Genomic DNA, 24,797 nt, shown 5'->3' on the forward strand with positions numbered 1-24,797 from the left:
CTAATGAGCGGTCAAACGCGCTGCGCCCGAGAGGACCGCAACGCTTCTTTCAACCTTCGTTTCGCGCCCGCCGCCGTTGAACTGCGCTTCCAGCGGCTGGGAGCAAGGAGTCGCCCATGACCGATGCAAGAAACCTCACCCAGCTCGGCAAGCACGTCGAGACGCCACAGAGCCCGGAACAGGCGGTCCTGGAGACCGTGCCGTTCAATCGCGGCGACGGACCGCCGGCGATCGTGCGCTTCACCTGCCCGGAATTCACCTCGCTCTGTCCGATCACCGGCCAGCCCGACTTCGCCCACATCGTCATCGATTACGCGCCGGACAAGACGCTGGTGGAATCGAAGTCGCTGAAACTGTTCATGACCTCGTTCCGCAATCACGGCGCCTTCCACGAGGAATGCACCGTCATGATCGGCCGCCGCATCGTCGAGGCGACCAAGCCGCTGTGGCTGCGCGTCGGCGGCTACTGGTTCCCTCGCGGCGGCATCCCGATCGACGTCTTCTGGCAGACAGGAGCACCACCGAAGGACGCCTGGCTGCCCGATACCGGCGTGGCGCCCTATCGCGGGCGCGGTTGAAATCTGTTGCGAAAGGCTGGCGGGACAGCTCCCCCCTCTGGCCTGCCGGCCATCTCCCCCACAAGGGGGGAGATTGGCAGCTTCGGCGCCCCACTTATCCTGCAACGTCGGAGATTGGCGAAAGCCGGCGTGACATCTGATCTCCCCCCAAGTGGGGGAGATGGCCGGCAGGCCAGAGGGGGGCGCGAAGGATCGCCGACGCTGATCTTTAGTCACTTTCACTCGCACTGGTACTGGCTTAGCGCCCATTCGCCGGTGACCGACAGAAAGTCGGAGATCTTCCAGTCGCCGCCGACCTTCTTCAGCTTCCATTCCAGCCGATGCTGGTGGCCTTCGACGACGAAGGCCACCACCACCTTGGCATCGTCGCCATTGACGGCCTCGATGGTGCGCAGGCTCTTGTCGATGGCGAGCTTGTCGTAATCGGCATTGTCGAGCGCCATGTTGGGATCGAGGCACTCGCCCTGGCCCGAGGCGCGCAGCGCATCGCTCTTGTCGAGCACGCTCTTCGCGGGATCGATGAAGTTCTTGCGCTGAGCCGGATCCAATTCCAGCCCGAGATGCTCATAGAAGGGCCTTACCACCGCCGTTGGCGATCCGGGTAGGATGGGAGCGGCGGGCGGCGGTTCGGCCGGTTCCGGCGTTTTGGCCGACGGCGACTTGTCGTCCGCCGGCGCATTGTCTCCTGAGGACGCCTTAGGCGGCGGCGCACCGAAGAGCCCCTGGGCGCAAGCGCCGCCGTTCAGCCCCGCGGCCAACATCGACAGGCTCGACAGCGCGAGGACGAGGCGGCGCAGCACGGCATCACTCCGTCGAGGCGCCGCATCCCAGCGCGCTGAGCGTCCAGCTGCTGGTCTTGGAGGTGATGTCGGCTATCTTCCACTTGCCGTCCACTTTCTTCAGCGACCACACCATTTCACGTTTGGAGTCATCGCCTTCCGAGAAAAGATTGAAGTTTGCCGTCACCTCGGCGGTGTCGCCATTGACGGCCTCGGTGAGCTTCAGTGTTTTCGACACGGTCTTCTGATCGAAATCCTGGGCGTCGAGGCCCGGGTCGAAATCGATGCAGGATACCTCGTCGGGCTTCTCCTTCTGCGCCTTGTCGTTGGCCTCGAAGAGCTTGGTGACCGGCTCGGTGAAGCGGTCGCGGTATTTCGCGTCCGCCTCGAACTTCACTTCAGGCACATAGAAGAACTTCACGGCCTTGGACGCCGGCCCGGCAAGTGCCGAGGCGGGCAAGGCGATCGACATGGCGGCGGCCAGCACTATCGGTCTCATGCAGGATCTCCGGATGTTCGGCGGCGTGGTGGCAGGATCACCACCACGCATCCTGCATATCGGCTTTTTCGCGGCGCATGAAGTCCTTGCGCCGCCGTCTCAGGCTTCAAGCCAGACGTTCTGGAAGTCCATTTCGTAGGTCTGATGCATGGCGTAGTTCTTCACCTTCTTGTTCATGTGGCAGTAGAGCTTCTGCCAGAACGGCTGGATGATGACGCCTGAGTCCTGCAGGATCTGCTCGACGTCCTTCATCACCTCCTTGCGCTTGGCGACGTCGATCTGCGACAACGCCTCCTTGAGCTTGGCGTCGAAATCCGGGTTGGAATAAGCCGTCTCATTCCAGGCCTCGCCGGTGCGGTAGCCCAGCGCCAGGACCTGGACGCCGAGCGGGCGCATGTACCAGATGGTCATGGAATAAGGGTATTTCGTCCAGTCGTTCCAGAAGGTCGAGCCCGGCAGCACCGTGCGCTTCACCTTGATGCCGGCATCGCGCAACTGGCCGGCGATCGCGTCGCCTGTGTTCTTCTGCCACTCGTCCTCGACGGTGATCAGCTCGTGCTCGAAGTCGGCCTGGCCGGCTTCGGCCATCAGCTTCTTGGCGCCGGCCGCGTCCCGCTGCTTCTTGGGCAGCGGATAGTATTCGGGATGGATCGGGCTGACATGATGGTTCTCGCCGACCGTGCCGCGGCCATTATAGCCGAGTTGCATGACCTGGTTGTTGTCGACGGCCATCTGCAGCGCGTTGCGCACCCGTTTGTCGTCATAGGGCTTGTGCGTGATGTTGGTGCGGGCGACGAGCGTGGTCGCCGTTGCGACTTCCGATTTCACCAGATCCATCTTGTCGAGCGGGTCGATGAAGTCGGCCGGCGTTTCGAAATCGAGGTCGATCTCGCCGGAATCGAAGGCATTCAGCGTGGCGTTGAAGTCGGTGCCGTAATCGATGAACTCGACCCCGTCGAGCGGCGCTTCGCCACCCCACCACTTGCCGTTCTCGCGGCGCTTGACGACCGCCTTCTGGCCGACCGCGTAGGAGACCAGCTCGAAAGCTCCGGTACCGATCGGCTTCTTGATCGGGTCGGCGCCATCCTTGTCGAAGTCGCGATGCACGATCAGCGCCGGATAGTCGGTGAAGCCCGGTATGATCGCGATATCGGCTTCGGAAAGCGTCAGCTTGACCGTATGGTCGTCGACCTTGGTGATGGCGCCGTCCTTCGCCTTGCCGGTCTTGGCATCGACCAGCGCGCCGACGCGCGCCGCCATGGAATTGCCGGAAGCCCCCTTCTCGCACCAGCGGTTCAGGTTGAAGACCACGTCATCGGCGTTGAAGGCATCACCATTGTTCCAGGTGACGCCTTTGCGCAGATGCAGCGTGTATTCGGTGGCATCGTCGTTGACGTCCCAGCTTTCGAGCAGGACCGGCTCGAAAGTGAACTGATGCGTGTAGCGCACGAGCGGCTCCAGCCAGGTGCGGGTGACGTTTGCCATCTCCGTCCAGTCATAGGTGCGCGGATCCTTCTGCGCCTTGACGGACATTGCGACATGCAGCGTTCCGCCTTTCTTCGGCTCGTCTGCCAGGGCTTTTGTCGGCGCGGCAAGGCCGATCATGCCATAGGCGAAAGCCGTCGATGCGCCGAAGGCGCTTGCCAGAGCCAGGAATTCGCGCCGGTCGACACGACCCGCCCGGGCCTCCTCCGCCATCGCCTCGATAGCGGCCGGGACCCGGTCGCCATTGCTTCTGAAAAGTGTCATTCTCGTTCTCCCATTGATTTCTTCAGGTCTTCGCCCGGTTGGTTTCAACTGTCGTTGATATGCATCAACTAATGCTGTCCGGCAGCTTTTCCTCACGCCGCGCGATCAAATCCGCGAGACCCTCGGCGATGCTCTCGTCGAGTTTCGGCTCCTGGTAGTCGGCGAGCATGGCGCGCGCCTTTTCCCGGCCGCGCGTGTCGTGATCCTTGGCGCCTTCGGCGCTCCACTGCTCGAAGGAATTGAAGTCCATGATGTTTGGCATAAAGAAGGCGCGCTCGAAGTGCTCGAGCGTGTGCTGAGTGCCGAGGAAATGCCCTTGCGGACCGACCTCGCGGATCGCGGCCATGGCGTCCTTGAAATCGTCGAAAGGAACGCCGCCGGCATATTTGTACCAGCCGACGAGCTGCTCGCAATCAGTGGCGAATTTCGAATAGCCGCAGGTGAGGCCTGCCTCGAGCCAGCCGGCGGAGTGCCAGATATAGTTGGCGCCGGCGAGGATCGCGGCATGCATGAGCATGTTCGCCTCGTAGCCGGCCTGGGCGTCGTTGAGCTTGGAGCCGACATGGAAGCCGGAGGTGCGCCAAGGCAGCTTGTACTTCCTGGCCAGCGCGCCCATCAGATACATCATCTGGGCGGCCTCCGGCGTGCCGCCCATCGGGGCGCCGGTCTTCATGTCGACCGTCACCATGAACTGGCCGTATATCTGCGGCGAGCCGGGACGGATGAGCTGGGTGAAGGCAACGCCCGCAAGCGCCTCGGCGTTGACCTGCGCGACCGCGCCGACGGCGGAGGCGGACGTCGAGGCGCCGCAGAGCGCGAAGGGCGCCAGGATCAGCGGCTGGTTGTGGCGGGCATAGACCCGCATGGCGTCGAGCATGGTGGCGTCCCACACCAGCGGCGAATTGCAGTTGGTGATCGCCACCAGCACCGGATTGTCGCGCACGAACTCCTCGCCGAAGACGATCGCAGCCATCGCCATCGTGTCCTCGGCCCTCTCCTTCGACGTCACGATGCCCATGAACGGCTTGTCGGAGTGCTTGAGCGCCGAATGGATGATGTGAAGATGCCGCTTCGGCACCGGGATCTCCATCGGCTCGCAGATGATCGAGCTCGACGAATGCAGCGCCGGCGCCATGTAGGCGAGCTTGTGGAAATTGTTGAGGTCGGCGAGCGTGCCGTAGCGCCGCTTGTTGTCGAGGTCGCGCACATAGGGCGCGCCATACATCGGCACGAAGATCGAGTTCTTGCCGCCGACGCGGACCGTGCGCTCGGGATTGCGCGCGTTGAGCGTGAATTCCGGCGGAACCTTCGAGACGAGCTCCATCAGCAGCGCGCGGTCGATGCGCACACGCGTTTCCCTGACGTCGGCGCCCGCCGCTTTCCAAAGCGCGATCGCCTCGTCGTCACGGAATTCGCAGCCCACTTCCTCGAGGATCTTGAGCGACTCTTCGTGGATCAGTTCCACCGCCTCGTCGGGCACGATCTCGTAGACGGGGATCTGCCGGACCAGCGTCGGAAAGGACGCAACCGGGGCGCTTCTCAGCGCCTTGCGCCCAAGGCGGCCGCCACCGCGACGATGGGTCGGTTCAGTCAATTCAGCGGCCAGTGCGTTCATGGAGCCTCCTTCTTCCCGCCTGCCCAAGTTAGCGAGACGAAATATGGATGTGACGCTGGAAAATCCTGATCTCTTGTATAAGCTGCACTTATGCGAAGTCTACGCCACCTCCTCCCTTCCGCCGGCAGCCTCGTCGTCTTCGAGGCGGCGGGCCGGCTGTCCAGCTTCACTGCGGCCGGGCGCGAGCTCGGCATGACGCAGGCGGCCGTCTCCTATGCGGTGCGCGGGCTGGAGGAACAGCTCGGCGCAAAGCTCTTCCAGCGCCGCCATCGCCAGGTGCTGCTGACGGAGGCCGGCGAGCGCTTCCACGCCGACGTCTCGCTCGGCCTGTCGCATATCCGCAAATCGGCCGAGGATCTTCGGATGCAGGCGACCGGCGGGCACGTGACTTTAGCCGCCTCGACTGCCTTCGGCTCGTTCTGGATGATGCCGCGGCTGCAGCAGTTCCGCGACGAGCTGCCGGGCGTCGACCTGCGCATCCAGACCGCCGACCGCGACCTCGACATCATCGCCGAGGGCATTCCGCTCGGGGTGCGCGGAGGGATGCCCCGCGACTGGCCGGACTATCATTCCCTGTCGCTCTCCGACGAAGAGATTTTCCCGGTCGCCGGGCCTAGCTATCTCGCCAAATTCGGCATGCCGAAGACCGTCGCGGAACTGGCAACGCACAGGCTCATCCATCTCGAGGAGCCCTATCGCGAAGCCCCGAACTGGGACGAATGGTTCGCGTCCGCCGGAACCAGCCTGCGCAATGCCGAGCGCGGGTTGCGCATCAACGACTATGCGTTGGTGATCCAGGCGGTGATGGAGGGGCAAGGCATCTCGCTCGGCTGGCGGCATCTGGTCGAGCGGCTGGTGGCATCGGGCCTGCTCGTGCCGGTGACCGACCATGTGATGCGGACCGGCATCGGCTTCCACGTCATCTGGCCGAAGAACCGCGAGCTCAGCGACAACGCACGCAAAGTGAGGGACTGGCTGGTGGCGCAGGCGTGAAGGAACCGACATTGTTCGGGAATAGAATAGCGCCGACCGGCGACGTACAAAACGTCACCGGGAGACTAAAGCCTTACGCCCAAGGGATGTTCATATTGACCAGGTGAACGCCCTTTTTGACCAAAACTCGATCTTTCTCCCACCAAACTGCGCTAATTGGACCGTCCTGCGACACCACCAAAATCCGACAATCATAATCTCGACTCGCTAGTTTTACTGCGGATCGGTGGCGCATGCCAAACTGCTCGATGTCACATCTCTTGTACTTCCGACGAAACTCGTCGTTAACTTCAAAAATATTTATATCCTGGCGTATTTCCGCTCTAATTTCTGCTCCAAATCCTAACAATCTCAAGTCGTCAGAGATTACGATAGATCCATCGCAACCAGACAAACCGGCAACAAATCGAGTTGCTTCCACCAACGATTCGTAGGAGTCCTTCATCTCGCCCACCGCTTTGTACAATGCTCCCTCGGGGACTAAATGACCGTCCTCATCCAACGACTCATAATCCCCGAGAACGTTTCTTCTATTCATAAAATCGATAAATGATGCCCTCAGCGTACCCGCATCTGTCTCGTACTTTATCTTAATAATTCCTGGGTCAATCTTCGTGTCACCCGCTTTGATTATGAGCATTCCTCCATGGCCTGCTAAACTAATGGCATTTGCGATGGCCGCATAGGTATTCCACATCGCGATAAATTCGAAATCTCTGTACTCTCTCGGATGCTCATATTCAGGATAGTCAATCTCTTCGCTCATTCTTCCTAAACCGGCGTTGGCTGGTTCATGAAGAAAGACATTATAATCCATGCGGCCAGTCTCAATAACTCCGTCCGTAAGCGTAGCCACGAGGAAGCCACCTTGGTATACGCGCAAGCGTCCGGGGCGGTCGACCTGAACAAAGAGGCCACGCGGGTCTCGATAACGGTACTCCAAGCCAGTGCGGGCTCGGTGCCAAGACGTACCAAGGTCAATCAACCCAGCGATCGACCACTCTTGCTCGTTCCAAAAGGCCAATATCGCTGATTTCTTCGAATCGGTGGCGGGAGCTAGGCGACGAAGTTCCCCAACGCTGAGAGGACGCGATGATGCAAACTCATACACAGGCCCCACCGGTGACGGTGTTTTCGTAGAATTTTCCGCAAGAGCAACAATGTTGAAGGATGGATATCGCGCCTCTTCTGGAGCGCTGGCCGTAAGATAGGAAACGTCCAATAACTGCTCGAGCAACTGTAGAGGGGGACATGGGGGAGTTACATAGTCTCCGCCGACCATGTGAGGCCACCGTTTAAACACGACATCCGCTAAATCCTTCGGGAACGCTGCCACGGAAATCTCCAATTTGTTGCACGAATGCTGCAACGGCGGCGAGCGCTGGTTGTCATTCGGCGAATCCATGTAAGATAAAGCCATGCCCATTCGCCAGCTTTCAGAAACAATGATCAACCAGATCGCCGCCGGCGAGGTGATCGAGCGCCCGGCGAGCGTGGTGAAGGAACTGGTCGAGAACGCGCTCGACGCCGACGCGAGCAGGGTCGAGATCGTCACCGGCGGCGGCGGGCTTTCTCTCATCCGGGTCACCGACGACGGCTCGGGCATTCCCGAAAAGGAACTGTCATTGGCGGTCGCCCGGCATTGCACCTCGAAGCTCTCCAACGACATCCACGACATCCGTTCATTGGGTTTTCGCGGCGAGGCGCTGCCCTCGATCGGCTCGGTGGCCAGGCTTTCGATCCGCTCGCGCACGGCAAGCGGCGACGCCGCGGCCGAGATCGGCATCGACGGCGGCCGGGTTTCAGCCGTCAAGCCGGCGGCCGCAAACCGCGGCACGACCGTCGAGGTGCGCGACCTCTTCTTCGCCACGCCGGCACGGCTCAAATTCATGAAGGGCGAGCGCGCCGAAAGTTCGGCCATCAGCGATGTGGTGAGGCGGATCGCGATAGCCTTCCCGGCCGTGCGCTTCACCCTTGCCGGCTCCGACCGTTCGACGCTCGAATTGCCGGCGACCAGCGACACGCCGGAGGGCCGGCTTGCTCGCGTCGCGCAGGTGATGGGCAAGGATTTCCCCGACAATGCCATTGCCATCGATGCCATGCGCGACGGGGTGCATCTTGCCGGCCACGTCTCGATCCCTTCCTACACGCGAGCCAACGCGTTGCAGCAATATGCCTATGTCAACGGCAGGCCGGTGCGCGACAAGCTGATTGCCGGCGCGATCCGCGGCGCCTTCGCCGACGTCCTGCCGCGCGACCGGCATGCGGTCACGGTACTGTTCCTGACGCTCGATCCGGCGACCGTCGACGTCAACGTCCATCCGGCCAAGGCCGATGTGCGCTTCCGCGGCCCGGGCCTGGTGCGCGGGCTGATCGTCGGCGCCATCCGCGAGGCTTTGGCCGGCGCCGGCATCCGGGCGGCAACCACGGGCGCCGCCGGCATGATGGCGGCGTTCCGGCCGGGCGCGGCGCCATACGCGCATCCAGGCCCGACCAGCGGCCACCGCAGCTACGAGGCCGCCTACCATGCCTCAGGCTCCAGCGGTTTCGACCCCTCGCGCTCGCCGCACCGACCGCTCGATATGGGCCATGGCGGGGCGTGGCCGCCGCGAAACGGCTTCGCCGAGAACGAGCAAGCCGCTTTCGACACCGGACCGCTTGCCAGCGCCGACGCGCGGGCGGGTACTGCCGAACCGACTGAGGCGTTGCTCGGCATGGCGCTGGGCGCGGCGCGGGCGCAGGTGCACGAGAACTACATCGTCGCCCAGACCAGGGATTCGCTCATCATCGTCGACCAGCATGCCGCGCATGAGCGGCTGGTCTACGAGGCGCTGAAGAACGCGCTGCATTCGCGCGCGGTGCCGTCACAGATGCTGCTCTTGCCTGAAATCGTCGACCTGCCCGAGGAGGACGCCGAGCGGCTGGCGATGCATTCTGAGACGCTCGCCAAATTTGGCCTCGGCCTTGAGCGCTTCGGCCCCGGCGCGGTGGCGGTGCGCGAGACGCCGTCGATGCTCGGCGAGACCAATGTGCAGCAATTGGTGCGCGACCTTGCCGACGAGATCGCCGACAACGATACGGTCGAGACGCTGAAGGAGCGGCTGGACAAAATCGCCGCGACCATGGCCTGTCACGGCTCGGTGCGCTCGGGCCGACTGCTCAAGGCCGAGGAGATGAACGCGCTGCTGCGCCAGATGGAGGCGACGCCTGGCTCCGGCACCTGCAACCACGGCCGCCCGACCTATATCGAATTGAAGCTCGCTGACATCGAAAGGCTATTCGGGCGACGGTGAATAATCGCATAGGGCGCAGACCCCCACCCCGCCGCTTCGCGGCGACCCTCCCCACAAGGGGGAGGGTAAGGGCGCGGCGCCCTACCTCCCGCTTGTGGGGAGGTCGGACCGAAGGTCCGGGTGGGGGGCCAAGAAAAGAGCCGCTCGAAGCGGCTCTTTTCTTGAGTCGGGAAACGGCTTCAACCCTCTGACTTACCGCTTCAAATTCACCACGATGACGCCGCCAAGAGCCAGCGCGCCGCCGAGGATGCCGAGCAGGCTCGGCACTTCGCCCAGCCAGAAGAAGCCGATCAAGGCGGAGGTCGGCGAGACGAGATAAAGGAAGTTCGAGGCGCGCGCGGCCGGCAGGCGGGAGAGCGCTGTCGCCCAGGCGGCGTAGGCTATCATCGAGGGCACGATGCCGAGATAGATGACGGCGCCGAGGCCGGCGGAGTCGGCGACCGCGGCCTGCGAAAACGCTTCCGGCAGGAAGGGCGATAGGCAAAGCGCGCCGAGCACCATGTTGGAAGCGGCGATCGTCAGCGGATGATGGTGGGCAAAGAGCGGCTTCTGGACGATGGTGTTGACGGCCGAGCAAAGTGCCGAGCCCAGCACCAGGAGCGCGCCGGCGTTGAAATGCAGGCCGTGCCCGTCCGCCACCGCGATGATGCCGATGCCGGTGAACGAGATCACGGTGCCGAGCCATGCCAGGCCGGAAAAGCGCTCGCCGAGCAGCGCCATGGCCATGATCGCCGTGAAGATCGGGCTGACATTGATGATGAAGCCGGCGGCGCCCGCAGAGACGGTCAGCTCGCCGAAATTGAGCATTGCGGTGTAGAGCGCCACGAAGATGGCGCCGCCGAAGCCGAAGCGCCAGAGCTCGTCGACCTGGGGCAGAGCCGGGCGCCTGACGGCGAGGAAGATGGCCGCCGGCACGGCAGCGATGGCAAAGCGCAGCGCCCCCAACTCCAGCGGCTGGAAGGCGGCAAGGCCGGCGCGGATCGCCGGGAAGGCCGAAGCCCAGCCGGCCACGGTCAGCGCCACCGCTATGGCAGCGGTGGTGTCCATGCGCTGTGTCTCATTCAACGTGCCGATGTAAGCGCTCATCGCCGTGTCCTCGTCTTCCAGTGCCATGGGATGAGAAAACCCCATTGCCGACCGATTGACAAACGAGCAATTCGAGGGTCAGCTGTGAGCATGGATCACAGCTCGAACCAGATGCTACCGCTCGAAACCTTGCGCGCCTTCGACGCGGCGGCGCGCACCGGAAGCTTCTCGGCGGCGGCCGAAAAGCTCAACCTCACCCATGGCGCGGTGAGCCGCCAGATCGCCAAGCTGGAGGACTGGCTTGGCCTCAAGGTGTTCGAGCGCAACGCGCGCGGCGTGACGCTGACCAACGAAGGCAACCGGCTGCACCTTAGAACCACCGAAGCCTTCGCTCTGATCTCGGTCAACTCCGACCGCTGGGTCGAGCCGCGCGGCACCGCGGTAGTGCGGCTGGCCTCGATCCCTTCGGTCAGCGGTCTCTGGCTGATGCCGCGCATGGCGGCGCTGGAAAACAACCCGACGCGGCTGCGCATCGTGCTCGATGTCGACAACCGCCAGGCCGACCTTGCCGACGAAGGCATCGACCTTTCGGTGCGCTGCGGGCGCGGCCGCATTCCGGGCCGCGTCTCGGTGCAGCTTTTCGAGGAGCACATTTTTCCGATCGCATCGCCGGAACTGGCTAAGGAGGTCGGGCAGGGCGACCCTGCCCGGCTGCTCAAATTCCCGCTGATCAACGATTCAGACGCCTCCGGCTGGCGCGCCTGGTTCGCGGCGCAGGACGTGGACTATCGCCCTCGCCCGCAGGACCGGCGCTTCGAGGACTACAATCTGGTGCTCGACGCGGCGGCGTACGGGCTGGGCATTGCGCTGGCGCGGCCGCCGCTGACGCAGGATCAGTTGAAGTCAGGCCGGATCGTCGCCGTCGAAGAGCGCGTCGCGCTCAATCCGGTGTCCTACTGGCTGGATAGGCCGGTGGGCCGGCCGCGCGCCGCCGCCGCCGATCTTGCCCGGCGCATCGGCCAACAGGCCGGGCTGGCGCCGGCGAAGCTCCAAGCCTTCCTGCAGGACGACAACTAAGCCGTGAACTCATAAATGCGGAATGACCGGTACGGGTGGAAAGCTTACCACGAAGTTGTTATCCTCCAACCATGAAGCATGAACGCCTTTGCGCAATCGCTCACAACTTCGCCGACTCAATGGCGAGTGGCTTGGGCTTTGTTGTCGGCTACTGCCCTACTGACGTGTTTGAAGAGGCTGCGACCAGTCCTGGCGGAGTAATCGAGATCGACTTCCTAAGTGGGAGTATTATTGGGGGCCGCCCTTCCCACCAATTGAAAGGTGCTGCAGCCATATTCGGGCAAGCCTTTCCTATCTTCTGCAAAAAGAACGGTGCAGAGGCGACTGACTTCCAGAGCTTCCTAGCTGCGTTTGATGCCAAAGGAGGCAGGCGTCGCGCAATGCTGACCGTTGTAGACCGCAACGGCCGGCGATCTTGTACGGAGTATGATGGCGTCCCGCTGAAGCGCTTGAGAGTTCTGGACACTTTGGGCCGCATCCGCCGAAAAGCGAGGCAGATCGAAAAGGCAGGCCAATAAGCAAGGCTCGCAATCTGCATCTTGGTCACGCGATAACGAGTCACGTCCTTCAATCAGCGAAGCAGCAACAGCACGATCGTGGTTGTCGCGGCCGAGACGATGGCCGTCACGATGGATATCGTCCACAGCGACGTCTGGCCGGGTTGGGATCGCGGAGCATGACCCGCCGGGCGGACAGCCGCGCCACGTGCTTGCGGCGCGTTGGCGTTGGCCGCAACCAGCACCGCTGAAGCGAGAGCCGGCGAGAACGAAGACGGTGGCGCTGGCGCGGCCCTCGCTGCGCTGTCTTCGGCCGGCGGCTGCGCCCGGGTCACCGATGGCTGGTCGGCGTCGGCCGCCGGCCTGCGCGCCTGAGCCCTTGCCGAAGCATCATCCGTGCCGGCGTCCGGCTCCATGACGGCTCTGTAGGCACTTTCGATCTCGGCCGAGGACAGACGCTGCGATGCTTGCGCGGGCGGCTTGGCCAGGGAACCGTTCAGCGCCTGCGCGGCGAACTGAGCCGACTGCACCGTTTCGGGCGCCGGCGGCTGGACCAACGCCTTGACCAGCGCTGCAGTCGCCGAGTCAGGCCCGGCCGACGGCACCGGCTGCGGGGCGAGCGCCTCCCTCAGCAGAGACGCCTTGCTGGCATTGGTGATGTCCATGGCGCTTCCTGTCTACCATTGTGCCATGCAGCAATATTACATGAGCGTTGCGCCAAGCTTGACCTTGCCCGCGATTTGTGGCGATTGAACCCATATGAACCCAAGCGTCATTTCATGATGAACCGTTTTGAGGGCCCCGGCGGCAAGGAAGCGCGCATCCGCTATCTCGACGGCGACTTCCAAGTGACCAGCCCCGGCGCGTTCGTGCGCTGCGCGGTGACCGGCGAGAGCATTCCGCTGGACGAGCTCAAATATTGGAGCGTCGCCAGGCAGGAGCCTTATGTGAGCGCCGCCGCGTCGCTGCGGCGTGAGATCGAGATGCATCCGGAGATGAGAAGCCGGCGGTAGGCCCTCACCTTCGTCATCCCCTCAACTTCCGCTGCCGCCACGCATCCAGCGTCTCGCCGACGATGCGCTCCGGCACGTGCTCGATCTCGAACACCGCATCGATCTCCAGCACGTCGAGCTGATCGAGGAAGCCGGCGGGTGCGGCGCCGTGGCGGAGCCGCGCGGCGTCCTTGGCGGTGGTGACGAGGCGCAGCCTTTCGCGTTTGGCAAGCGCAGCAAGGTCGGCGAGCTCGTCCGCGGCGTAGAAATGATGGTCGGGGAAGGCGCGCGACAGCGCCACCTCGCCGCCGACACCGCGCAGCGTGTCGAAGAATTTCTCGGGATGGCCGATGCCGGCAAAGGCAAGAAAGCGGCCGCCGGCAAAGCGCGCCGGGTTCGCCGGCTCGACATGCGCCAGGAAGATCGGACGGCCGGCGCGCGCCGCCTGGCGCACCACCGTATCGGCGCCACTCCCCTCGCCCATCTTCAGCAGGCCGCTGGTGAAGACCAGCTGGTCGACGACCTTGGCCCTGAGCGGCCCGCCGGGAATGACGCGGCCATTGCCGATGCCGAAGCGCGCGTCGACCACGACCAGCGCGTAGTCGATATGAATGCGCGCCGACTGGAAGCCGTCATCCATGATCAGGAAGTCGCAGCCATGCTCTTCCAGCAGCAGCCTGGCGCCGGCGGCGCGGTTGGCCGTCACCGCCACCGGCGCATGTTCGGCAAGCAACAGCGGCTCGTCGCCGACATGCTTGGCGGCGTCGTGATGCGCGTCGACGACATGCGGCTTGGCGAAGGAGCCGCCATGGCCGCGCGACAGGAAGCCCGGCGTGAGCTGCATGCGCCTGGCCTGTTTGGCAAGAGCGATGGCGACCGGCGTCTTGCCGCTGCCGCCGACGGTGAGATTGCCGACGCAGAGCACGGGCGCTGCGACCTTCTCGCGCGGCGCGTGCCGCATGCGACGGCCAGCCACCATTCCGTAGACAGCCGACGCCGGCGACAATGCCAGCACCCGCCAGTCCGGCTTTTCCCACCAGAAGGGGGGCGCTTCGCTGGTCATGGCGCCTGCCCCACGCGCCGTATTCCTGCGCATGATCCTTGCCAAAAATCGGGTCCGATTTTTGGGTTCATGCGCTAACGCCCGTTGGCGCCTTTCAGGCGCGCCTTGACGACCAGCGGCTGGATGTAGGGCTCGAGCGATTTCAGCGTGCGGGCGAGCGCGCCGCGCATCTCGTCGACGGTCGCGGCGCCCGCCGCCATCATCTCGTGGCGTGCGGCTTCATTGGTCAAAAGGAAATTGACGGCTCCGGCCAGCATGTCGCGGTCGCGCACCAGCTTGGCGCCGCCGCGGTCGAGCAGGCGTTGATAGGTTTCGCGAAAGTTCTGCACGTTGCGGCCGGCAAGCACCGCTGTGTCGAGCATCGCCGGCTCCAGCGGATTCTGGCCGCCTTGCGAGGTCAGCGAGCGGCCGACGAAGGCGATCTCGGTCAGCCTGAGATAGAGCCCCATCTCACCGATGGTGTCGCCGAGCAGGATATCGGTGTCCGGTGAGATGCGGTCGCCCTTGCTGCGCCTCGCCACCGTCAGTCCTATGCCGGAAATCTGCGCGGCAAGCGCGTCGGCGCGGTCGGGATGGCGCGGCACGACGATGGTCAAGAGGCCATGATGGCGCTTGTGCAAGGTCGCATGAACTTCCGCCGCGACGACCTCCTCGCCGTCATGGGTCGAGATCGCCGCCCAGGTCGGCCGCCCGCCGATCTGGCGCTGCAGCGTCGCCAGCGCCCGCTCGTCGACCGGCGGCGGGTTGGTGTCCACCTTGAGATTGCCGGAGACGGTGACGGGACGGGCGCCCAGCGCCCGGAAACGCTCGCCGTCGACATCGGACTGGGCAACGACATGGGCAAGGTTCTCGAACAGCGCCTCGGCGACGCTGGAACGCTTCTTCCACGACCGGAAGGAGCGGTCCGACAGCCGGCCATTGACCAGAACCTGCGGCACGTTGCGCGCGCCAAGCTCGAGGATGGTCATCGGCCAGATCTCCGATTCGGCGATGATGGCCAGTTCCGGCTGCCAGTGATCGAGGAAGCGGCTGACCGCGGGCTTGAGGTCGAGCGGCACATATTGGTGGATGATGCGGCTGCCGAGCCGCTCGTCGGCGACCTTCGCCGAGGTCACGGTGCCGGTCGTCAGCACGACGTTGACGCCATAGTCGAGGATGCACTCGACCAGCGGCACGACGGCGATCGTCTCGCCGACGCTCGCGGCATGGATCCAGATCACCGGGCCTTCCGGGCGCGGACGGCCGGCGACGCCGTAGCGCTCGCGGCGGCGGACGCGGTCTTCCTTGCCGCGCGAGGCGCGCCAGGCGACATAGGGCCCGATCAGAGGATAGGCGACGGCCCCCGCGTAGCGGTAGGCGGTCAGGGCAGCGCGCGCCCAGCGCTCGCTCATTTGGCGCCGTCCACGAGACGGTAGGCCTCGGCGGTCGCCGCATTGAGCGAGGCGGTGACCTCCTGGCGCTTGCGCTCCATCTCGGCGTCGTCGGCGTCGGCCGGCACGAAGACGGGTGTTCCGACGATGACCGCGGAGCGGCCGAAAGGCAGGTTGATGGTTGTCTTGTCCCAGCTTTTTTCCAGCACCTTGCGGCGGCTGGTGGCGATTGCCGAAGGCAGGATCGGGCGACCGGACAGCCTGGCCAGCAGCACGATGCCCAGCCCGGCGTCGCGCGGCGTGCCATGCGGGATGTCGGCGATCATGGCGACATTCTTGCCGGCGACCAGCGATTTCTTGAGCGCGATCAAGGCTTTGGCGCCGCCTTTGTCAAGATGCCTCGAACTGTCGCGGCCGCCCGAGCCGCGCACCGCCTCGATGCCGAATTTCTCGATCATCAGCGCGTTGAGCTCGGCATCGGCGCTGCGCGAGACCATGGCGACCAGCGGCCGGCCCTTGGGATAGTAAGCGGGCGTCAGCAGATGCTGGCCATGCCACAGCGCGATGATGCCGGGCTCGAGATGCGCATAGGCACCGCCGGCAACCTGCGTCGATCCCTTGACCAGCGGGCTGGTGATGCGAATCAGGCGCACGAACCAGGCGAACAGGCTGGCGATGAAATTCTTGACGAATCGCGACTGGGCGAGCGGCTCGCGGATGCGGCGCCACAACGTGCGCGTCCCGCCTCGCCTGGCGGCGCGCCCGGCCGCCCCTTTCACCGCTTCATGCTCCATAGATGTCAACCGGTTGCCTTCGTCTCTGGGTCGAGCAACCGATGCAGGTGAACGACGAAATAACGCATATGGGCATTGTCGACGCTGGCCTGCGCCTTCGCCTTCCATGCGGCGTGCGCGGATTGATAGTCGGGGTAGATGCCGACGATGTCGAGCGCATCCAGGTCACGAAACTCGGTTCCACCCAGCTTTTTCAGCTCGCCGCCGAACACCAGGTGCAAAAGCTGCTTCTTTCCGTCTTCTACGGCCATGCCGATCCTTCGCAGATTCATGAGTTTTGTGAAACGTTTAGACCAAAGCGGTCGATTTTGGAACTGTGGGCCGACTCACCCTTCGTCAGCTCCGGCGATGACGCCGGCAAGGACGTCCAGCAGTTCGCCGCTGCCGGCGGCGAGCGCGCCGTGGTTGATCACCTTGCCGGCGTAACGCGGCGGCTGTCCGCCGCGGTCGAGCAAGGCGCCGCCCGCCTCGGCGAGGATGAGGTCGGCGGCGGCGATATCCCAATCATGCGCATTGGGCTTGACGAAGGTCGCGTCGATCTTGCCGTTGGCGATCATCGCCAGCCGGTAGGCGAGAGAAGGGATATAGGCTATGCGGCGCATCCGGCCCTGCCAGGCCTCCGGCATGCGGTCGACCAGCGGCTTGGGCCCGCCGATATCGACGGTCTCGCCCGGCGCGCGCACATGGATGCGCTTGCCGTTGAGGAAAGCGCCCTCGCCCGGCAGCGCCCAGTAGGTTTCGTCCTTGGCCGGGCATTCGAGCACGCCGGCCAGCGAGCGGCCGTCCTCGACCACGGCGACGCTGACGCACCAGGAATGCAGGCCGTCGAGAAAGCCCCGCGTGCCATCGATCGGGTCGACGACGAAGGTGCGGCGGGCCGAAAGCCTGGCATGATCGTCGGCGGTCTCCTCCGACAGCCAGCCGTAATCCGGCCGCGCTTTGAGCAGGGTCTCGCGCAGATAGGCGTCGGCGGCATGGTCGGCCTCGCTGACCGGCGAGGTGCCGCCCTTCATCCACACCTGCGGGTTGTTGCCGAAATAGCGCATCGCGATCGCCCCGGCCTCGCGGGCGGCGTCGCGCAGCAATGCAAGGTCGTCGCGCGCCTCGCTCAAGGCAAGCTGGTCAAGCACCGGCAAGGGTCATCCCCTCGATCAGAAGTGTCGGCGCCGCAGTGCCGAAATTGCGATCGAGGTCGCTTGCCGGCACCATGTTGAGGAACATGGTCTTCAGGTTCGAAGCGATCGTCACCTCGGCCACCGGATAGGCGAGCGCGCCGTTCTCGATCCAGAAGCCGGAGGCGCCGCGGCTGTACTCGCCGGTCACCATGTCGACACCCTGGCCGAACACCTCGGTGACATAGAAGCCGCGCTTCAGCGAGGCGATCAGCTCCTCCGGCGTGCGCTCGCCGGGCTCGATGGCGAGATTGGTCGAGGACGGCGAGACCGAAGAGCCACTGCGCGAGCCGCGACCGTTGGTGACAAGGCCGAGCTCGCGCGCGGCCGACGTCGACAGGAACCAGTGGTTGAGCACGCCCTTGTCGACCATCAAAAGCTTCTCGCCCTCGACGCCTTCGCCATCGAAGGGGCGCGAGGCCTGGCCGCGACGCCGCAACGGCTCGTCGGTGACGGTGATCGCGGCGGCGGCTACCTGCTTTCCCATCATGTCGCGCAGGAAGCTGGTCTTGCGCGCCACTGCGGCGCCGTTGATGGCGCCGGCGAGATGGCCGGCAATGCCGCGCGCCACGCGCGGATCGAACACGACATCGACCGGGCCGGTCGCCGCCTTGCGGGCGCCGAGGCGGCGCACCGTGCGTTCACCGGCCTTGCGACCGATGTCTTCCGGCGCGTCGAGATCGGCGAAATGCTGGCGGGAGGAAAATTCATAGTCGCGCTCCATCGCCGTGCCCTCGCCGGCAATGACGCTGGTCGATCGCGAGAAGCGCGAGGCGACATACTGGCCGAGGAAGCCATGCGAGGTGGCGAGCACCAGGCCGCCGAGCCCGGCGCTGGCGCCGCTGCCGGCGGAATTGGTGACGCCCTTGACGGCAAGGGCCGCCGCCTCCGCCGCAAGCGCCGCTTCCTTCAACTGATCGGCCGACACCTCGGTCGGATCGAAGAGGTCGAGATCGCGCAAGTCGCGGGCAAGCAGCGCCGGATCGGCGAGGCCTTGGTAAGGATCCTCGGGCGAGACTTTCGCCATGGCGACGGCGCGCTCGGCGAGCGCCTTCGGGTCGGAGGCAGCGGTGGCGGAAACGCTCGCCACGCGCTGGCCGACGAAGACGCGCAGCGAGACATCCTCGCTTTCCGACGATTCGGTGCCTTCGACCTTGCCCAGCCGCACCGACACGCCGGCCGAACGGCCGCGCACCGCGACCGCGTCGGCGGCGTCCGCTCCGGCGCGTTTGGCCGCCTCGACCAGCGCCGCGACGCGGTCGGTCAGTTTCGCTGCGTCGAGCGTGTCGGTCATGCGGTTGGTCCTGTCTGTTCAAGCTGTCCTGGAGGGCAGACGCTGCAGCACTGTCTGGGTGCTGACGTGCCAATTGGATGCTGATGCACCATCTATTGTTCCATGCTCGCTTGTGCAATGGGCGCTTGTGCAATGGGCGAAGGCCAATCAGGATGCCGCGACCAAATCGCCCCAAAGCCGCAGACACAGCCGCCCGCGGCACCCTTGCCTGTCCGGAGTTCTCGCATGACGCCTTTCCACCTCGCCTTCCCGGTCCGTGATCTCGACGAAACCCGCGCTTTCTATGGCGAGGTGCTAGGCTGCGCGATCGGCCGCTCGTCCGCGACCTGGGTCGATTTCGACCTCTATGGCCACCAGATGTCGGCGCATTTGCGGCCGCAGGCGACCGAAGCGGCCCGCGACGGCAAGGTCGACGGCGTGGCCGTGCCGATCCCGCATTTCGGCGCGGTGCTTCTGATGGACGAATGGGAGCGGCTTGCCGCACGGCTAGAGGCCCGCTCCGACATAGACTGGCTGGAACGGCCGATGGTGCGCTTCAAGGGCGAGCCCGGCGAGCAGGCGACGCTGTTCATCCGCGATCCATCTGGCAACGCGCTCGAATTCAAAGGTTTCCGCTCGCTGGAGCAGGTGTTCGCGCATTGAGCAGATCGCCAACGTCGGCGCTGCCCCTCACCCTTACCCTCTCCCCGTGAAGGACGGGGAAGGGGGGCCACCAGCGCTGGAGCACATCCCTTCTCCCCGTTCTTCACGGGGAGAAGGTGCCGGCAGGCGGATGAGGGGCAGCGCCGGCATTTGCCGGTTCACGACGCCACCGGCGCCCAGATCACATCCTCGATTTTCTGCGCTCCCGTCGCCAGCATCACCAGCCGGTCGAAGCCGAGGGCCGAGCCGCTCGCCTGCGGCATGATGGCAAGGGCGGCGAGGAAATCCTCGTCGAGCGGATAGCGCTCGCCATAGACGCGCTCCTTCTCGTCCATCTCGGCGACGAAGCGGCGGCGTTGCTCGGCCGGGTCGGTGAGCTCGCCGAAGGCGTTGGCGAGCTCGACGCCGCAGCAATAAAGCTCGAAGCGCTCCGCGACACGCGGATCCTCCGCGCTCGGCCGGGCAAGCGCGGCCTCCGATACCGGATAGCCGTAGAGGATGGTCGCGCAGCCCTGCCCCAGCGCCGGCTCGACCTTTTCCACCATCACCCGGCTGAACAGGTCGGCCCAATTGTCGTCGGGCGCCGTGCGCAGACCGGCGCGGACCAGCGCCGCGTGGAGCGCGTCGCGATCGGTGCTGCCGTCTGCCGCGACGGTCGCCAGCAGGTCGATGCCGGCATACGCCAGGAAGGCTTCGGCCACGCTCAGCCGCTCCGGCTCGGCGAAAGGATCGGCCTCGCGGCCGCGAAAGCGGAAGCTTTTGGCGCCGGCCTTTTCGGCGGCGAGCGCCAGGAATTCGGCGCAGTCGGCCATCAGGCTCTCAACTGTATCGCCGACGCGGTACCATTCGAGCATGGTGAATTCGGGATGGTGCAGCGGGCCGCGCTCGCGGTTGCGCCAGACCGCGCCGAGGCTGAAGATGCGCTTCTCGCCGGCGGCAAGCAGCTTCTTGCACGCGAATTCCGGCGAGGTGTGGAGATAGAGCCGCTGGCGCGACGCGTCGGGCGCGACCGCCTCGGTGGCGAAGGCCGCAAGATGCGCCTCGTTGCCGGGCGAGACCTGCAGTGCGGCCGTCGTCACCTCGACGAAATCGCGCGCCGCGAACCAGCCGCGCAGGGCATTCGCAATGGCGTTGCGCGCCATCAGCCTTGGCCGGCGATCGGCATGAATATGCGGCATCCACCAGGGCGAAGCGGCGGTCATGGGCAGGAAAATCGCGTGGAAGGCTGGCGGTTCGGCGCAAGATGCGCTAGGGCGCACGCGATGGCCGCCGTCGCCGCCTCATGGCAATCGACGCTTGCAGGCCGAAAAACTCGAATGGGATCGAATACCGTGGTCAAGGTCATCGCCAGTTCCTTACGCAAAGGCAACGTCGTCGATAAGGACGGCAAGCTCTATGTCATCCTCTTTGCCGAAAACATCCACCCTGGCAAGGGCACGCCGGTAACGCAGCTCGACATGCGCCGCATCGGCGACGGGGTGAAGGTTTCGGAGCGCTACCGCACGACCGAGATGGTCGAGCGCGCCTATGTCGAGGAGCGCGAGCACACTTTCCTCTATTCCGACGGCGAGGGCTTCCATTTCATGAATCCGGAAAGCTACGACCAGGTCGTGGCCTCCGAAAGCGTGGTCGGCGACATGGCTCCCTACCTGCAGGAAGGCATGGCCGTGCAACTGGCGCAGTTCAACGGCGTGCCGATCTCGCTGACGCTGCCGCAGCGCGCCGTCTTCGAGGTCGTCGACACCGAGCCGGTCACCAAGGGTCAGACGGCGTCTTCGTCCTACAAGCCGGCCGTGCTTTCCAACGGCGTGCGCACGGCCGTGCCGCCGCACATCACCGCCGGCACCCGCGTGGTTGTGATGACCGCCGACGGCTCCTACGTCGAGCGCGCGAAAGACTGAGGCTGTCATAGCAGCCTAGCAACCAGCGGCTCGCCTGCGACCAGGCGGGTCCGCCATTAGGCGACAGGCACGGATTGTTCGCCGTCTGGATGGCAGGTTCTAGCTTAGGCGGATTTTGCGTTGCCACGACGTGAGCAGATCTGCGCCTCATGTCCGCCATTGACTTAATGTGTGTGCGCCCGAGAGCGGAAGTCTGAGGCAGCATACTGTTACGAAAGCTGTCCGCCCCAAGCATCAAGCTCGCATTCTGACTGGTGTGTTGGCATTAAACGCCAAATCCCTGGCCCTTGTCGAGTGCAGGCTGAACTGGCAACGGCATGACACGCCTCAACCGGTGTTCCAATGTCGTGACGAAAAAGCGCATCGCCGCATAGATAAGAAAAGCGAATATCAGCATCTGGCCAACCATGTATGCCGGCTGACGCACATAGCCTTGATCCGTCAACAAGATCAATGCGTGTAGCCCAGCAGGTAGAATACAAGCAAGCAGACAAATCTGGTTGAAGTATCGTCTATTCTGTTTGATGCCACGATGCACATTCTGCGCCGCCTGCGTGGAGACAATGTCTGTCACTATGCACAAGCAGACTGACGCCGAAGCCAAGGCGAAAGCTATCCCAACATTTATCTGCATGACGTGGATCAGATTGTCGCGATCCGGCAACTCCTGAGACCTCGCATAGAATACGATCCACTGGAGCATCAGCGCCGGCAAGGCCATTATCCAGCTGATTAAAAACAACCCAAAGTAGGATGACACCGGGATCGTTGGCAAATCATAAAACGGCAGCCATTCCTCATTTCGAATTCGTGACGACCTCATGAACAGAGCGATCGACGCGGAGAGTAAGAATGCCAGGGCAAGAAATCCAACGTCTGACGCCGAGCTTGCTATTGAGTTACTTATGAGACTGTCTAACGTCTGGGGCTTAAGCTTCTTCAGATTTTCGACCGGAAGGACATATTTCCGAATGACGTCGTTATCGGTCGCCAGTCGATATAAAATGCAGAAAAGATATGCGAATCCAGAACCCACCAACGTTGCGAGCAAGATACTGTTGAACCATGGTTCAGCGGCTATGTTGTTACTTCGTAGAAGTTGTGCAAAGAAGCGCAGACCAGGGTCTGCGTAACGCTTGTCAAGCACACCAGGTCCGTTGATTTTGGGGTTTTTCGCATTCTCCGGGCGCACGAGCTCACGCATCGTACGACGGTCGTTTCGAACAACTATTGAAAAGAGAGCGATCAGCCGTTTAGCATCAATTTCGCACGCCTTAATATGCTCTGACCATTCCTGACGCGCGAACTTCAGATCTTCTAAAAGCGGAATCTGATTAGGGATCACGCCCTTCTTCTTGCCTTGAGTTAGCAGCTTCTCTGCCTCGATCCGAAGGGCTTGCGCCGAGCCCGGATCGATCCGACCGCCAAGTAGCACAGTTGGGTTGCTAGCCAGAACGCTCTTCACGAAAGGGTTAGATTCCGTCTCAAAAACTAAATCTTCAGTCTTCGCTCGGAGCGAGAGATACTGAGGCTTCAGCATAGCAACGACATCATTGTAACGCTGATATTCCGCTTGGGACCAGATGTCTGGCCGTTCCAACGTCCACTCGCCAAACAATCGCAAGGATACACATCTGCGCGATCCGCGCACGGCGTCATCGTACTCGATGCCGAGTATCGACAGGAGAGCAATCAGCGTCCAGAAGGTCTCAACATCACTTTCGTAGTCTGGCGCTCCTACGACGACCGTCTCTATCTCTTGGGCAGAAAGCGCGGTTACACGATTGTAGAACTCGTCTGGAATGTTGGCGATCGCGTGCGCAAACCTACGAAGCGAGTGTTCGATCTGGGCTACAACAGGAGTAGCGGGGAGAACGCCAACCACGAGAAGAGCTGCGAAAAGTGGCCACGAAGCACCCTGGAATTTGATCGTTGTTTTTCCGCCTATAATATCCACCAGAGGCTGAAAAATACAGAGGACAAAATAGAAATATAACAGGAGGAAAACGTAAAAAATGTATGCTCGATTATATGTATCTCTGCCCACAAGCAGAGGAAGAGTCAGCATGCTAGTGAAATCGTATTCTGCGCCCTTGGGTGGTGTAATCAACTCGCCCAGTCGCTTCCCGGCATAGAGAGCAATGACTAAAGTGCCAAAGAGGAAAGAAAGACCAAAAGACTTCTCTCCCAAGCGAGAAAGAAGTTCTACCAACGAACCCCAATTTGATCCGGGGCTGGAGCCTGCTCAATTGGCTCCGGCACGTTAACAAGTCGATACGTTTGGGTTGCAACCTGCCGCAGAACTCGTCGTGGGCATTGCGGCAATAAACGCCGTGCAGATGAAGAGAGCCGCTATTAGCAAAGCTATACTCTTAAGCGCCTTGCGCATTACGTGTCTCCATATATACATGCTAGCTACATTAATACACGCTTCAAAAGCCGTCAATCTGGTATGGGTGCTGATTGCTCGAAACTGGGCATCGGCGACTAGTTGCTGAGGGGCCCTGAGCTGCCGCCTGCCCAACGCCCGTCCTGGCCATCTAGGGTGAGAAGGATCCGTTCTTCATTCCGACTGGCGCCGAGGCGTTCAAGCGGGACGTGCCATCGGCCGATGTTCGTTTCGTCGACAGCGGTCACTTCGCGCTGGAGACCCACGCCCGCGAGATCGGGGCAGCCATGCGCGAGTTTCTCGCCAAGCACCTCGGCTGATGCGGTGGTCCGGGCGCCGCGTGCGGCCGGACTTCTCCCGTTTCACTGGTGACCGCCCCCCTTGCACGCAGTTGGACCCGCGCGAAGGACTGAGGGGGCCGGAGTTTCAGCAGCCACACCACCGGGACACTGCGCTGTACTCAACGCTTCGGCCGGCAAAGGCCGGAAGCGCAGGGAAACCGTCGTTTGCAGGCCGGCCTCAACCGAATATCAACGGGGCCCTAGTCGACCCACTTGGCCGGTCCACGGAACTCGATCCCATAGCGGCCTGCAAGTTCCGCCACTTCCGCTATCTGGTCGGGAATGCGCAGTTCGCGTGCGGCCGCCTCCACGAAGAATTCCTCCAGCCCGCCGGGCGTCAGGATCGTAAGGTTGCGGCCCGGCCCGGCACTCGCGACGCGGAACGTGTGCGGCACGCCGCGGGGTAGGAAGATCGACGCGCCTGGCCGCACCGCCATGACCTGACCATCGAGCCAGAATTCGTATTCCCCTTCGATCACATGGATCACCTCGTCCTCATTGTGGTGCACGTGAACCGGCGGGCCGCCCCGCGAAGGCACGGTCGATTCGAAGACACCGACGATGCCGCCGCTCTGGTATCTGCCGACATTGATCCTGTAGACCGTGTCCATCCATTTGACGGCGCGCGCCGAGCCTGTGGCGATGTTCATCGCGTTTCCCTTTCCATGTTCGGTCAGTTAGGTTCGGTGCTGCAGCGCCGTTTGCATCGTTAGGGCAATGATCCGACTGGCGG

General features: G+C 63.4%; 23 protein-coding genes and 1 pseudogene. 8 read left to right on the plus strand and 16 right to left on the minus strand.

Going from position 1 to position 24,797, the window contains the following annotated elements:
• Positions 1–116: 116 nt before the first annotated feature.
• A complete protein-coding gene (gene queF, locus QAZ47_RS22825; protein WP_278230811.1) occupies positions 117–578 on the plus strand; it encodes a preQ(1) synthase in 462 nt (153 codons plus the stop codon).
• Between the two features lie 218 nt (positions 579–796).
• Here queF and QAZ47_RS22830 read toward each other — a convergent pair whose 3' ends face one another.
• The 4 genes from QAZ47_RS22830 to QAZ47_RS22845 all read right to left on the minus strand — a co-directional run bounded on the left by QAZ47_RS22830 (position 797) and on the right by QAZ47_RS22845 (position 5,220).
• Positions 797–1,378 (minus strand): hypothetical protein, encoded by a 582-nt coding sequence (locus tag QAZ47_RS22830; protein ID WP_278230812.1) that lies wholly within the window; start codon positions 1,376–1,378, stop codon positions 797–799.
• A gap of 4 nt (positions 1,379–1,382) precedes the next feature.
• The gene (locus tag QAZ47_RS22835) at positions 1,383–1,856 is read right to left on the minus strand and encodes a DUF3828 domain-containing protein (protein WP_278230813.1); all 474 of its coding nucleotides are present in this window, start codon (positions 1,854–1,856) and stop codon (positions 1,383–1,385) included.
• A 99-nt stretch (positions 1,857–1,955) separates the two neighbouring features.
• Positions 1,956–3,605, minus strand: a complete 1,650-nt coding sequence (locus tag QAZ47_RS22840) for an ABC transporter substrate-binding protein (RefSeq protein ID WP_278230814.1) — start codon at positions 3,603–3,605, stop codon at positions 1,956–1,958.
• Positions 3,606–3,669: 64 nt separating this feature from the next.
• Positions 3,670–5,220, minus strand: coding sequence for a trimethylamine methyltransferase family protein (locus QAZ47_RS22845; protein ID WP_278230815.1), 1,551 nt, complete (start codon positions 5,218–5,220; stop codon positions 3,670–3,672).
• Positions 5,221–5,310: 90 nt separating this feature from the next.
• On the opposite strand from QAZ47_RS22845, the gene QAZ47_RS22850 reads away from it, so the two are divergent.
• Positions 5,311–6,213 carry a LysR substrate-binding domain-containing protein gene (locus tag QAZ47_RS22850; RefSeq protein ID WP_278230816.1) on the plus strand — a complete coding sequence of 301 codons (903 nt, stop codon included), beginning with the start codon at positions 5,311–5,313 and terminating at the stop codon, positions 6,211–6,213.
• 73 nt (positions 6,214–6,286) lie between these two features.
• On the opposite strand, the gene QAZ47_RS22855 is transcribed toward QAZ47_RS22850, so the two are convergent.
• A complete protein-coding gene (locus QAZ47_RS22855) occupies positions 6,287–7,666 on the minus strand; it encodes a putative sensor domain DACNV-containing protein (protein WP_278230817.1) in 1,380 nt (459 codons plus the stop codon).
• Between QAZ47_RS22855 and mutL the strand changes: the two genes are divergently transcribed.
• On the plus strand, positions 7,632–9,506 hold the full coding sequence (gene mutL, locus QAZ47_RS22860) for a DNA mismatch repair endonuclease MutL (protein WP_278230818.1): 1,875 nt from the start codon (positions 7,632–7,634) through the stop codon (positions 9,504–9,506). The two genes, QAZ47_RS22855 and mutL, sit on opposite strands and share 35 nt — an antisense overlap.
• A 192-nt stretch (positions 9,507–9,698) precedes the next feature.
• Here the strand turns inward: mutL and QAZ47_RS22865 are convergent, their stop codons facing one another.
• On the minus strand, positions 9,699–10,592 hold the full coding sequence (locus QAZ47_RS22865; protein WP_278230819.1) for a DMT family transporter: 894 nt from the start codon (positions 10,590–10,592) through the stop codon (positions 9,699–9,701).
• 90 nt (positions 10,593–10,682) lie between these two features.
• Between QAZ47_RS22865 and QAZ47_RS22870 the strand changes: the two genes are divergently transcribed.
• Positions 10,683–11,609 carry a LysR substrate-binding domain-containing protein gene (locus QAZ47_RS22870; RefSeq protein ID WP_278230820.1) on the plus strand — a complete coding sequence of 309 codons (927 nt, stop codon included), beginning with the start codon at positions 10,683–10,685 and terminating at the stop codon, positions 11,607–11,609.
• Positions 11,610–12,180: 571 nt separating this feature from the next.
• Here QAZ47_RS22870 and QAZ47_RS22875 read toward each other — a convergent pair.
• Entirely contained in the window at positions 12,181–12,771 is a 591-nt protein-coding gene (locus QAZ47_RS22875; protein ID WP_278230821.1) for a hypothetical protein, read from the minus strand.
• 114 nt (positions 12,772–12,885) lie between these two features.
• Here QAZ47_RS22875 and QAZ47_RS22880 point away from each other — a divergent pair, with 114 nt between their 5' ends.
• Positions 12,886–13,119 (plus strand): DUF2093 domain-containing protein, encoded by a 234-nt coding sequence (locus QAZ47_RS22880; RefSeq protein WP_278078145.1) that lies wholly within the window; start codon positions 12,886–12,888, stop codon positions 13,117–13,119.
• Between the two features lie 13 nt (positions 13,120–13,132).
• Here QAZ47_RS22880 and lpxK read toward each other — a convergent pair whose 3' ends face one another.
• The 6 genes from lpxK to QAZ47_RS22910 form a co-directional block, all read right to left on the minus strand.
• Positions 13,133–14,161 carry a tetraacyldisaccharide 4'-kinase gene (gene lpxK, locus QAZ47_RS22885; protein ID WP_278233850.1) on the minus strand — a complete coding sequence of 343 codons (1,029 nt, stop codon included), beginning with the start codon at positions 14,159–14,161 and terminating at the stop codon, positions 13,133–13,135.
• A gap of 74 nt (positions 14,162–14,235) precedes the next feature.
• Positions 14,236–15,552, minus strand: coding sequence for a lipid IV(A) 3-deoxy-D-manno-octulosonic acid transferase (gene waaA, locus QAZ47_RS22890; RefSeq protein ID WP_278230822.1), 1,317 nt, complete (start codon positions 15,550–15,552; stop codon positions 14,236–14,238).
• Complete coding sequence (locus tag QAZ47_RS22895; protein WP_278207916.1) at positions 15,549–16,325, minus strand: lysophospholipid acyltransferase family protein; 777 nt, start codon at positions 16,323–16,325, stop codon at positions 15,549–15,551. Before QAZ47_RS22895 ends, waaA begins: the two co-directional genes overlap by 4 nt.
• 5 nt (positions 16,326–16,330) lie before the next feature.
• Entirely contained in the window at positions 16,331–16,576 is a 246-nt protein-coding gene (locus QAZ47_RS22900) for a DUF4170 domain-containing protein (protein ID WP_278078142.1), read from the minus strand.
• A 75-nt stretch (positions 16,577–16,651) separates the two neighbouring features.
• A complete protein-coding gene (locus QAZ47_RS22905; protein WP_278230823.1) occupies positions 16,652–17,461 on the minus strand; it encodes a 3'(2'),5'-bisphosphate nucleotidase CysQ in 810 nt (269 codons plus the stop codon).
• Positions 17,448–18,791, minus strand: a complete 1,344-nt coding sequence (locus QAZ47_RS22910; RefSeq protein ID WP_278230824.1) for a TldD/PmbA family protein — start codon at positions 18,789–18,791, stop codon at positions 17,448–17,450. The genes QAZ47_RS22905 and QAZ47_RS22910 overlap by 14 nt, the downstream gene beginning before the upstream one ends.
• Before the next feature lie 225 nt (positions 18,792–19,016).
• Between QAZ47_RS22910 and QAZ47_RS22915 the strand changes: the two genes are divergently transcribed.
• Positions 19,017–19,433, plus strand: a complete 417-nt coding sequence (locus tag QAZ47_RS22915; protein WP_278078140.1) for a VOC family protein — start codon at positions 19,017–19,019, stop codon at positions 19,431–19,433.
• A gap of 158 nt (positions 19,434–19,591) precedes the next feature.
• On the opposite strand, the gene epmA is transcribed toward QAZ47_RS22915, so the two are convergent.
• Positions 19,592–20,635, minus strand: coding sequence for an EF-P lysine aminoacylase EpmA (gene epmA / locus QAZ47_RS22920; RefSeq protein ID WP_278230825.1), 1,044 nt, complete (start codon positions 20,633–20,635; stop codon positions 19,592–19,594).
• Between the two features lie 129 nt (positions 20,636–20,764).
• Here epmA and efp point away from each other — a divergent pair, with 129 nt between their 5' ends.
• The gene (gene efp, locus QAZ47_RS22925) at positions 20,765–21,334 is read left to right on the plus strand and encodes an elongation factor P (protein ID WP_040974006.1); all 570 of its coding nucleotides are present in this window, start codon (positions 20,765–20,767) and stop codon (positions 21,332–21,334) included.
• A 265-nt stretch (positions 21,335–21,599) separates the two neighbouring features.
• Here the strand turns inward: efp and QAZ47_RS22930 are convergent, their stop codons facing one another.
• On the minus strand, positions 21,600–23,546 hold the full coding sequence (locus QAZ47_RS22930; protein WP_278230826.1) for a hypothetical protein: 1,947 nt from the start codon (positions 23,544–23,546) through the stop codon (positions 21,600–21,602).
• 314 nt (positions 23,547–23,860) lie between these two features.
• On the opposite strand from QAZ47_RS22930, the pseudogene QAZ47_RS22935 reads away from it, so the two are divergent.
• Positions 23,861–24,043, plus strand: a pseudogene (locus QAZ47_RS22935) (alpha/beta fold hydrolase); the annotation flags it as partial.
• A gap of 221 nt (positions 24,044–24,264) precedes the next feature.
• Here the strand turns inward: QAZ47_RS22935 and QAZ47_RS22940 are convergent.
• Positions 24,265–24,714, minus strand: coding sequence for a cupin domain-containing protein (locus tag QAZ47_RS22940; RefSeq protein ID WP_278230827.1), 450 nt, complete (start codon positions 24,712–24,714; stop codon positions 24,265–24,267).
• Positions 24,715–24,797: the final 83 nt, after the last annotated feature.

This window comes from Mesorhizobium sp. WSM4904, assembly GCF_029674545.1.
Lineage (GTDB): Bacteria > Pseudomonadota > Alphaproteobacteria > Rhizobiales > Rhizobiaceae > Mesorhizobium.